1 pseudogene is annotated in these 246 nt (G+C 66.3%); it reads left to right on the top strand.

Annotated features, from left to right (window positions below):
- Positions 1-32: 32 nt before the first annotated feature.
- A pseudogene (locus AC0IYH_RS33275) lies at positions 33-246 on the top strand (hypothetical protein); the annotation flags it as partial.

The raw sequence follows: 246 nt of genomic DNA, 5'->3' as shown, positions 1-246 counted from the left end.
CTGTCCGCGTCCTGTCCGTTCATCGCGGAAGAGTGACCGTCGCCGGCGACGCGGGCGAGGAGTCCATTTCGTCCAGAATGTCGGCAGGTGGCGAAGCGGATGACAGGCCGACGGTCGGCGACTGGCTGATGATCGATCGCACGACCCGCAGTGTCGTGCGCCTGCTTACCCGAACGAGCCTGTTCAAGCGGCCTGCCCCTGGCGACGATCGCCGGACGCAGCTCATTGCCGCTAACGTCGACACGC

The sequence above is a fragment of the Pseudomonas sp. AC463 genome (assembly GCF_979253585.1).
This window is presented reverse-complemented; position numbering and strand designations above follow the sequence as displayed.